The sequence below is a fragment of the Trichormus sp. NMC-1 genome (assembly GCF_001858025.1).
Classification (GTDB): Bacteria; Cyanobacteriota; Cyanobacteriia; order Cyanobacteriales; family Nostocaceae; genus Anabaena.
In genome coordinates this window covers 488127-498551 of record NZ_LZQD01000004.1, presented here as the reverse complement: position 1 = coordinate 498551, position 10425 = coordinate 488127, and the positions used below count along the sequence as shown (strand labels likewise).

The 10425-nt window shown below is 39.8% G+C and carries 11 protein-coding genes; 5 read left to right on the top strand and 6 right to left on the bottom strand.

Going from position 1 to position 10425, the window contains the following annotated elements:
* Both A9Y75_RS15980 and A9Y75_RS15975 read right to left on the bottom strand, forming a co-directional pair.
* Positions 1 to 190: BMC domain-containing protein (locus A9Y75_RS15980; protein WP_143046441.1), on the bottom strand; the 190-nt coding region annotated here is incomplete at its 3' end.
* Between the two features lie 87 nt (positions 191 to 277).
* A complete protein-coding gene (locus A9Y75_RS15975; RefSeq protein ID WP_015215497.1) occupies positions 278 to 589 on the bottom strand; it encodes a carbon dioxide-concentrating mechanism protein CcmK in 312 nt (103 codons plus the stop codon).
* A 125-nt stretch (positions 590 to 714) separates the two neighbouring features.
* Between A9Y75_RS15975 and A9Y75_RS15970 the strand changes: the two genes are divergently transcribed.
* Entirely contained in the window at positions 715 to 1602 is an 888-nt protein-coding gene (locus A9Y75_RS15970; RefSeq protein WP_071190518.1) for an alpha/beta hydrolase, read from the top strand.
* 3 nt (positions 1603 to 1605) lie between these two features.
* Here the strand turns inward: A9Y75_RS15970 and A9Y75_RS15965 are convergent, their stop codons facing one another.
* The 4 genes from A9Y75_RS15965 to purE all read right to left on the bottom strand — a co-directional run bounded on the left by A9Y75_RS15965 (position 1606) and on the right by purE (position 5626).
* On the bottom strand, positions 1606 to 2187 hold the full coding sequence (locus A9Y75_RS15965) for a hypothetical protein (protein WP_071190517.1): 582 nt from the start codon (positions 2185 to 2187) through the stop codon (positions 1606 to 1608).
* Entirely contained in the window at positions 2187 to 2819 is a 633-nt protein-coding gene (locus A9Y75_RS15960) for a ParA family protein (protein WP_071190516.1), read from the bottom strand. The genes A9Y75_RS15965 and A9Y75_RS15960 overlap by 1 nt, the downstream gene beginning before the upstream one ends.
* Positions 2820 to 3186: 367 nt before the next feature.
* The gene (locus tag A9Y75_RS15955; protein ID WP_071190515.1) at positions 3187 to 4653 is read right to left on the bottom strand and encodes an ammonium transporter; all 1467 of its coding nucleotides are present in this window, start codon (positions 4651 to 4653) and stop codon (positions 3187 to 3189) included.
* Positions 4654 to 5107: 454 nt separating this feature from the next.
* Positions 5108 to 5626, bottom strand: coding sequence for a 5-(carboxyamino)imidazole ribonucleotide mutase (gene purE, locus A9Y75_RS15950; RefSeq protein ID WP_071190514.1), 519 nt, complete (start codon positions 5624 to 5626; stop codon positions 5108 to 5110).
* Positions 5627 to 6144: 518 nt separating this feature from the next.
* Here purE and nagA point away from each other — a divergent pair.
* The 4 genes from nagA to A9Y75_RS15935 all read left to right on the top strand — a co-directional run bounded on the left by nagA (position 6145) and on the right by A9Y75_RS15935 (position 10211).
* Positions 6145 to 7326 (top strand): N-acetylglucosamine-6-phosphate deacetylase, encoded by a 1182-nt coding sequence (gene nagA, locus A9Y75_RS15945; RefSeq protein ID WP_071190513.1) that lies wholly within the window; start codon positions 6145 to 6147, stop codon positions 7324 to 7326.
* Positions 7327 to 7350: 24 nt separating this feature from the next.
* Complete coding sequence (locus A9Y75_RS29700; RefSeq protein WP_236721429.1) at positions 7351 to 7797, top strand: hypothetical protein; 447 nt, start codon at positions 7351 to 7353, stop codon at positions 7795 to 7797.
* Between the two features lie 76 nt (positions 7798 to 7873).
* Positions 7874 to 8557 carry a magnesium protoporphyrin IX methyltransferase gene (gene bchM / locus A9Y75_RS15940; protein ID WP_071190512.1) on the top strand — a complete coding sequence of 228 codons (684 nt, stop codon included), beginning with the start codon at positions 7874 to 7876 and terminating at the stop codon, positions 8555 to 8557.
* A gap of 106 nt (positions 8558 to 8663) precedes the next feature.
* Entirely contained in the window at positions 8664 to 10211 is a 1548-nt protein-coding gene (locus A9Y75_RS15935; RefSeq protein WP_071190511.1) for a hypothetical protein, read from the top strand.
* Positions 10212 to 10425 lie beyond the last annotated feature (214 nt).

Genomic DNA, 10425 nt, shown 5'->3' with positions numbered 1-10425 from the left:
CTTCTACTCCAGCAGCCATAGCCGCTTTAACTTCAGAAACATCACCGCGAATATTGACTGTAAAACGGGCGCTACCAACTCTGATATAACCAACCAGGGTAACTCTTCCCGCTTTTACCATTGCATCTGCGGCTGCGAGTACTGCGGGAAAACCTTTGGTTTCAAGTGCGCCAACTGCCTGTAGTGACATTATTGTTCTCCTGTATGAATAAAAGTTATGTGAGGGCTACAAATTATTTTTAAGAAGTTATGCTGCCAAGTTTGATAGCGAACTTGCTTAGAACATACGAAAAGGTTCGGATTTTGAGGTGAAGTGGATGGGTAGAATTGTTTCCACATTTTCCGGGGGATTGGGAACAATGTAATGGGTAATTACTTGTCCACCATAAACTTCTTCTCCTGCGGTAATTCCGGCTTCAACTGCTGTTCTGACTTCTGCAACGTGTCCCCTGACGGCCACTAATAAGCGACCGCTTTCGGCTATACCATAATATACGATTGTGACAGCGGCCGATTTTACCATTGCATCAGCTGATGCGAGTACTGCTGGAAAACCTAAAGTTTCAATTACTCCAACCGCCATTGGCATGGCTTCACTCTCCTAAATCAGGGATAAGCAATATTTATTGTACGAGGCAATGGTAACAGGTTTAACATTTAGGAAAATTTTCTTTTTTGATTCTCAGTGGTCAATTGTCAGGTAAACTGATGTTTATGTTTCCAAGTTTTTTACCTGCCGCAGTTGGGCAACTGAGTGAACCAACGTCTATTGCTTTGGCTCAAAATATCCAAAGTCAAGGTATCCTTACTTCTCTAAGCAAAGAACCAATCACCACCACCTACATACATAAAGGTAGTGGCGGTACACCGATTTTATTAATTCACGGTTTCGACAGTTCTATTCTGGAATTTCGGCGGCTGTTACCATTGCTGGCCCAAGAGAATGAAACTTGGGCGGTGGATTTATTGGGATTTGGCTTTACAGATAGACTTGCCGGGCTTGATTATAGTCCCATAGCCATTAAAACCCATCTTTATTCTTTCTGGAAAACCCTGATTAACCAACCGGTGATTGTGGTTGGTGCTTCTATGGGGGGTGCAGCGGCGATTGATTTCACCCTGACTTACCCGGAGGTGGTGCAGAAACTGGTGTTAATCGACAGTGCAGGGTTGAAGGGCGGTTCCGCTTTAAGTAAATTGATGTTTGCACCGTTATATTCTTTAGCATCTGAGTTTTTGCGAAATCCAAAAGTGCGCGATCGCATTTGTCGTAGTGCTTACAATAACCCTGATCTGATATCCCTAGATGCTTTACGCTGTGGGGATTTACACTTAAAAATGCCTAATTGGAATCAGGCGTTGATTGCTTTTACTAAAAGTGGTGGTTACAGTGCTTTTAAATTGCAACAAATATCGCAAATTGAGCAACCAACACTAATTTTATGGGGTGATAATGATAAAATTGTGGGGACTGGGGATGCTCATAAATTTGCCAAAACGATTCCCCAGAGTCAACTGATTTGGATTCAAGATTGTGGTCATATTCCCCACTTAGAAAAACCAGAAATCACTGCCCAACATATTTTGCAATTTCGAGGTTAGATTTTAATCATATAACCAAGTATTGTCAGCAAAATTATCATTTGATTGGTTAGGCTTTTCTTGGAGTCTTTCAGGAGATCTGTGTGATTTTTTGGGGTTAATGGATAAAGATCTGGAAGTTTCTTTGTAAGTTTCTCTTATAGGTTCTTTGTAAGTTTCTTTTACAGGTTCTTTCACAGGTTCTTTCACTTTTTTTAATCCATTAATTTCTTCTATTAACTGAGAATTGGATTCAGCTAATTGCAGGGCTGTTTTTTTAGTTTCATAAAGTTCAGTTGTCAACCTTTCTTCCAAAGCTTTTTGTAGAGATAAATCGGTTTTTAGGTCACTAATGTGCTCCTTGAAAGAAACTTCTTTTTGCTGCGCTTTTTCCAGGTTGGCAGTTAATGCTTGAATTGTGGCTTCTAAATCTGCCTTAGTCGGAGTGGTGCGCTTGGTAGAAGTTGATGCTGCTTCTTCCTCCATTGGCGAAGAATTCTCTTCCTCAACTTTTTGTGCAGTTACTTCAATTGCTGTGTCACCAACTTGGGGTGTAAATTTTTGTGCTTCTTCTTGTAGTAAGTCAGAAAGATTTTTCTTAGCCATTATTTCCTCCAATCATGCATTAATTCATCAGCCACTCGACGGTAATCAGATTCTGCTTCCCGTGCGTTTTTTCCTCGCCATTGAGTAATTGCTACACCCTCAAGGGCGGCTCTTTCATGAGCTTTATAGGTACGAATAAAAGTATTGAAAACTGGAATACCTAGTTGTAAAAGAGTTTTTTGTGCTTCTAGTGCTTCCCCTGAACTGCGCGTATCGACTTTAGTTAACAGTACCCGATGGGGAGTACCCATAGGGATAACGGCTTGTCTTACTGTCTCAATCAGAACAGTTAAGTCCATTGCTGCTGGGGGTGTGGGTAAAACGAGATAATCGGCAATCCCTACTACCGCTGCTAAAGCTTCAGAACGCAATGCTGGAGGCGTATCTACCACTACTAAATCGTAACTTGTTATTTTTGGTAATTCACCTAAAAGTTGTGGATTTGTATCTTGAGCTAAATCAAATCCCATCCCCTGCTGATTTCGTCGAAACCACCAACTAGCAGAACCTTGAACATCTGCATCTATCAAAAGGACTTTTTTGTCTTGGGCAAAGTTAGCAGCTAAGTTGACTGCGGTAGTCGTTTTACCGACTCCTCCTTTACCATTAAGGATAGCAATTATTTTTGGCACTGTTTACTTCTGACCCAGCCTGATCCCAATTGGGGTTTTTAGATTTTGGATTAAATTTACTAACTATTTCAACTTGTTATTACATAAATGTATCGCTTTTTGGGGACTTGCAATCTAAAAAATAGTCCCCCGATCAAAAGGCATTCTTAAAATAGACATCGGAGAAAAAATTAGAGACGTTACATGGAACGTCTCTACTATTTATAACCTAAATTTAGCGGTTCTAAATAAGATGTGTAATGCTAATGCACGGATAAAGCCAAAGTGTAACTACCGGAGGCATACCTCTGTCCTCTCTGCGTCTCCGTGGTATGCATCCTGCTCCCGTAAGGGATACACAAATCACATAGAAAACGCTATAGCTAGATTATTCACCTTCTAAAGCGCCAATTCTAGGATTTTTAGAGTGATTTTGTTGTTCTTCCACAAACTCTTCCACTGCGTAAACATCAGGCCAAACAGTTGCGCCGTGTTCGTAAGCATCAATCCCGATCTTATCAGCTTCAGGATCAACACGCAATTTGCCAATGGCTTTGAGTCCACTGAACATTAAAAAGGCAAAAGCCACACTGAATGCACCAATAGCAACTATACCCAGAATTTGCACACCCAGTAAATCAAAGCCACCACCTAAAAATAGACCTGCTTTACCACCAGTGAGTTCTTTTTGACCTAAAAAGCCGATGGCTAAAGTACCCATCATGCCATTGATACCGTGAACTGCAAAGGCACTTACAGGGTCATCAATGTGCATTGCTTCAATGAAATCAATGCCTAGAACTACTAAAATTCCCCCGGTTAAGCCAATTAATACCGCAGCCCAAGGTAAAATAAACGCGCAACCGGCGGTAACTCCGACTAAACCAGCTAAAGAACCATTCAAACAATAAACCAAGTCCCATTTACCAGAACGGAAATATTGGTAAAACATGGCTGATAAAGCACCACCACCAGCACCTAAAGTAGTATTGAGGATGACTAAGCCAATTAAACCAGTGTTACCAGTGCTGAGGGTAGAACCAGGGTTAAAACCGTACCAACCAAACCACAAAATCATCGTTCCCAAGGCTGCTAAACCTAAATTGTGTGCCGGTGGGATTGTTCCCCAAGCTGGACGACCAGGACGGGGTCCAAGTAAATAAGCACCTACTAAAGCTGTCCAACCACCAACGCTGTGAACTACCGCACTACCGGCAAAGTCTAGGAAACCCATTTTAAATAACCAACCGTTGGAGTTCCAGACCCAGTGGACAATTAGCGGGTAACTAAATGCACCCATGATGGCGCTGTAAATTAAGTCACCGATAAAGTCTGTTCTTCCCGCCATTGAACCAGTAGTGATGGTACTAGCGGTAGCAGCAAAGGCGAATTGGAAGAAGAATAATGTATAGGTATTGATTGCGGCGGTAGAACCAGGTGCGCCCATAGGGTAGCTACCATCTGCACCGGGTAGCTGACTGAGGAAAAAGGTATCTGTGCCAATAAAACCTCCAGCACTTGTACCGAAGGCGATACCAAAGCCGATACCCCACCACACCAAAATGGTGACAGCAGCGTCAACGAAGTTTTCTAGTAAGGCGTTAACTACTCCTCTTTGGCGCAGCAAACCTGCTTCTAACATGGAGAAGCCGGTCTGCATGAAGAAGACTAAAAACCCTGTTAGTAATACCCAGGTGGTATCAATGGAAATTTGTAATTTTGTGGTTGTGTCCGCTAAAGATTGAACAGTAGGAGGATCTGCTGCTTGTACAACTGTAGGAGCAAAAATTGCAAACACCATTGAGCCTATAGCTAGTGCTAGTAGGCGGTGTAATGGTTTAATATTTTTATTCATTGATGTTTTTCCTGCTAGAAAAGCCCTTTTTGATGTTGTTTAGAATCTGACTAAAATAAATTAGTTTAATTAGGGTCACTAAACAAGAGTTTTGCCCATAAATTTGGAAAATATTGGATTTAGGGCAAATTTAACCGAATCTAAATACAGAAATAATTTAATTATTTCCTGCTGCAAGGTGTTGAAATTACTACCACCGTAAATTTGCTTGATTTTGCATTTAATAAAGTTTAAAGTTCTGTATCACAGACTACAATTTTTGGTATTTGACCTCAATAATCTTTTCAGCGGTAAAGACTCAAAGGGCTGTATCCTTTACTATATCGGGATTTTCAGTTATGAAAGTTGCACAATCAAAACTTTAGAAAAAGTATATGTAAATATAATAAATTATGACTTTTTATATAAAAAATCACAATTTATCATGACAATTTTTTATAGTCAATCGTAATAATTAAAACATTTCCTGTAAGTATTTCTGATAGCCGAGTTGTTCCAGTTTGGCTTGCTTGTCCATCACCATATCGCATAGGCTTTGACGGTATGCTTGGACTTTTTGCAATAATTCGGGTTGGTGAGTAGCGAGAATCTGTATTGCTAGAAGTCCGGCATTTTTAGCATTACCAATGGCTACCGTAGCAACAGGTATTCCTGCGGGCATTTGCACAATGGAATATAAAGAATCTACACCTTGTAAGTTGCGCGTTGCGACGGGGACACCGATTACAGGGAGTGGGGTTAAAGATGCTACCATGCCAGGAAGATGGGCAGCACCACCAGCACCAGCAATAATTACCTTGATACCACGTTGATGAGCGGTTTGGGCATATTCCACCATCCGTTCTGGGGTACGATGGGCAGAGACGATCGCCACTTCGCATTCAATGCCGAATTCTTCACAAACTGCGATCGCATCTTTCATTGTAGGCAAATCTGAATCACTGCCCATGATAATACCAATTTGAAGACTCATATAATTTTAGATTTTAGATTTTAGATTTTAGATTTTAGATTTTAGATTTTAGATTTTAGATTTTAGATTTTAGATTTTAGATTTTAGATTTTAGATTTTAGATTTTAGATTTTAGATTTTAGATTTTAGATTTTAGATTTTAGATTTTAGATTTTAGATTTTAGATTTTAGATTTTAGATTTTAGATTTTAGATTTTAGATTTTAGATTTTAGATTTTAGATTTTAGATTTTAGATTTTAGATTTTAGATTTTAGATTTTAGATTTTAGATTTTAGATTTTAGATTTTAGATTTTAGATTTTAGATTTTAGATTTTAGATTTTAGATTTTAGATTTTAGATTTTAGATTTTAGATTTTAGATTTTAGATTTTAGATTTTAGATTTTAGATTTTAGATTTTAGATTTTAGATTTTAGATTTTAGATTTTAGATTTTAGATTTTAGATTTTAGATTTTGGATTAATTACCGATGCTTCCATCTACAATCAATTCAGATTTAGCTTTTTTTGGCTAGGGTAATGACCAAAGCAACACCAAATCCCATCCTATCAAACGTAGATATTATTAATGCCAGAGTACCCGGTTATCAAGATTTGCAGATGATCTGGGTCAATGAAAACGGCATAATTGAGCAAATTTTGCCAATGGGTACATTCTGCAAACGCTTTCCAGCAAAAGATTTACAAATTTTGGATGTTGCTGGTGACTGGATTTCCTTAGGTGGCGTTGATTTGCAAATTAACGGTGGACTAGGTTTGGCCTTTCCTGATTTAACACCAAAAAATGCCCCAATGCTGGAAAATATCTCGCAATTCTTGTGGAATGTCGGTGTTGATGGATATTTACCAACCCTAGTAACAACTTCTATAGAAAATATACAGCGATCGCTTGCCGTTATCTCTAATTTTTCTCCCATCTCTGTCAACTCAGCCCAAATCCTGGGAGTGCATCTAGAAGGCCCCTTTTTAAACTACTACAAGCGTGGCGCACATCCAGCAGAATACCTGCAACCCTTAACCATTGATAAAGTCAAGCGACTTATTGGAGATTATGCTTCCATTATCAAAATCATCACCTTAGCACCAGAATTAGATACCACAGGTGAAGTTATCCCATATTTGCGTTCTTTAGGAATCATCGTCAGTTTAGGACATTCTCAAGCAACCGCAGTGGAAGCACAAAGCGCCTTTGACATGGGTGCAACGATGATAACTCACGCCTTCAACGCCATGCCACCATTACATCACCGCGAACCAGGATTATTAGGTGCAGCTATGAATAATCCCGGTGTGATGTGTAGTTTTATTGCCGATGGACAGCACGTTGTCCCGATAATGTTAGAAATTCTTCTCCGTGCGAGTAAAGGGCTATTTATTGTCAGTGATGCCCTTGCACCATTAGGATTAACAGATGGTGTGTATCCTTGGGATAGTCGGCAAATTGAGATTATTAACGGTACAGCCAGATTAGCCGATGGTACTTTATCAGGGACGACTTTGCCTTTATTGGTAGGAGTGCAGAACTTGGTGAAGTGGGGAATATGCGATGCAGAAAAAGCCATTTATCTAGCTACAGACGCGCCCAGAAAGGCTATTAATTTACCAACACTTACCCCCAATCAACCTGCCAATTTCTTACGCTGGCATAAGGACGAAACCGCAGGACAACTTACTTGGCAAAGGTTGACAGGTGATAGTTGACAGGTGATAGGTGACAGGTGACAGGTGACAGGTGACAGAGTTGAAAGTCTGTTTCTGTCTAATTACTTATCAAAAAAACTCTCCGTGTCTCCGTGTCTCCGCGTCCCCGCGTCCCCGCGTCCCCGCGTCTCCGTGTCTCCGCGTCCCCGCGTCTCCGTGTCTCCGCGTCCCCGCGTCTCCGTGTCTCCGCGTCCCCGCGTCTCCGTGTCTCCGCGTCCCCGCGTCTCCGTGTCTCCGCGTCCCCGCGTCTCCGTGTCTCCGCGTCCCCGCGTCTCCGTGTCTCCGCGTCCCCGCGTCTCCGTGTCTCCGCGTCCCCGCGTCTCCGTGTCTCCGCGTCCCCGCGTCTCCGTGTCTCCGCGTCCCCGCGTCTCCGTGTCTCCGCGTCCCCGCGTCTCCGTGTCTCCGCGTCCCCGCGTCTCCGTGTCTCCGCGTCCCCGTGTCCCCGCGTCTCTACATTTGTATCAACCTTAAAGATGCCCTAAAAACTGACAACTGACCGCAAACAAATGATAATTTTAAGAATTGTGAACCGTTAAATAGAGATGTTATGAACGTGGCCGACGATAAAACAATTGTACGCGAGTACTTCAATTCTACAGGTTTTGACCGTTGGCAACGCATCTACGGTGATGGCGAAGTCAACAAAGTCCAACTAGACATCCGCACTGGACACCAACAAACCGTGGATACAGTCATCGGCTGGTTGGAAGCAGACAAAAATTTAGCAGAATTGTCAATCTGCGATGCTGGTTGTGGGGTGGGTAGTCTGAGTATTCCTTTAGCCATAGATGGCGCTAAAGTTTACGCCAGCGATATTTCCGCCAAAATGGTTTCAGAAGCCCAAGATAGGGCTGTACAAGCTTTATCCAATTCTGTAAATCCCACCTTTGCGGTGCAGGATTTGGAATCTTTGACTGGTAGTTATCACACTGTCATTTGCTTAGATGTTCTAATCCATTACCCTCAAGAAAAAGCAGATGAAATGATTTCTCACCTCTGTTCTTTGGCACAATCACGAATTATTTTAAGTTTTGCACCTAAAACCTGCTTTTTGACTATTCTCAAGAAAATCGGTAGTTTCTTTCCAGGCCCTAGTAAAGCCACTCGCGCTTATTTACACCGGGAAGTTGATGTGGTGAAAATTCTGGAAAAAAATGGATTTACAGTCCAAAGACAAGCCATGACTCGGACTCGCTTCTACTTTTCTAAATTGTTAGAAGCTACAAGATAAACAGTCAAAATCGCAGCAGAAACACAGTATTGATTTTGCTGCGGTTTACATCTGACATATTTTCAGCTTTGAGTTTGAGCATTATTTTATTTAATACCTTTGTGAAATGACAGCTAAAAAAGTAATTAACTTTCCGGCAAAATTAATCGTTGCTTCTCCTTGGTTCATTATATTTATCTTTTCAGTTATCGGTCTTATAGGCATCCTCAACCATTCAATGTGGAGAGATGAACTCAATCCTTGGCTGATTGTCAGAGATAGTAAATCTTGGCAAGATTTAATTGAAAATATTCGTTATGAAGCTCATCCTGTGCTGTGGTATTTCTCTTTGGCATTGCTGAGGAATATTGCTGATACACCTATCATCATGCAAATATTTCATTTATCTCTGGCAATTTCTTCTGTGACTATTTTTTGGTTATATAGTCCTTTTAATTATAGACAAAAGTTCCTTTTTACATTTACCTATCTCCCTTTTTATGAATTTCTCTTAATTTCTCGAAATTATGCTTTCGGACTGTTGTTTATTTTTGCTTTTTGTGCTGCTTTTCCATCTAGAAAAAAGACTTATATTACTGTAGCAATTTTATTAGGATTAATGGCAAATACTAATGCCTATGCCTTATTGATATCATTTGCATTTTTATTAACTTTAGTAGTTGAATTTTGTTTTGATATTGAACATCGTCAGCAGTATCTTATTGAAAATAAAAAAACCGACTTATTTATAAGTATTGCTATCATTATCGCTTGTTATATCTTGGCAATAAATATTATTACTCCACCTGCGGATAGTTATCTTCATGGAGGATTAAATACTGGCTGGTCTATGACACTAGATTTGCGCCATTTATTGAAAAGTATAGGTAGATTATTTGGCGGTTATTTTTTAATAATACCCACATCTAAACGCTGGCTAGATTTAATTGTCTGTGCAGCAATTGTTCTATTCATGGTAGTTTTAACTTTAATTAAGTTAGCGAAAAAACCCTTTGCTCTCTTTTTTTACATCGTTGGAACTTTAGAAATCTTCACATTTGCATACTTGAGATTTTCAGGTTCAGGACCTCGACATTTTGGGCATTTTTATTTAATTCTTGTAGCTGCGTTATGGCTGGGAAGTTATTATCAAGAATCTACTTCTTTTGCCAACAAATTTATTATCCCACCTAACTCACTTAAGTTCGTTCATAAATGGCACTATATAATGTTTATGGCAACTTTATATATGCAATTTTTTGGAGGTATTTACGGTTTTTCTAGAGATATGATTATACCTTTTTCTGCCAGTCGAACAACAACAGAGTATATTCAGAAGTCTCAGCTAGATAATGAATTTATTGTTGCTAGTCGAGATGCAAATATGGCTGCATTATCGGGTTATCTGAACCGTAACTTCTATTATCCAGAACGGCAAGATATGGGAAGTTTTACCCTGTTTAAAAAAGGACGAGAAGAGGTTGATGAATCAGAAATACTAAAACAAATTAGTTCTCTTTTAAATTTGCCACAATACAAAAATAAAATTCTACTTATTTTACATAAAAAACTGCAATTAAATCAAAATGATTTGAAAATTGATCCTATCAATAGTTTTGAGAAATCATGGATAGATACTGAACGATATTATCTCTATTGGGTGAGTCAAAAATAATAATAATTTAGAATAATGGACAAATTCTTTTACTTAGAGGATGTTTTAAAAGTTTTTAATGTATAAATAAACCCCTCTCCAAACCTCTCCCCGACGCGGGGAGAGGCTTTGAAACCCCCATTCCCTGGTAGGGAAGGGGGCTGGGGGGTTAGGTTCTTGGACATTATTGGTTTCATCTAATACTTTTCAAACAACCTCTAACGCACCCTACTGG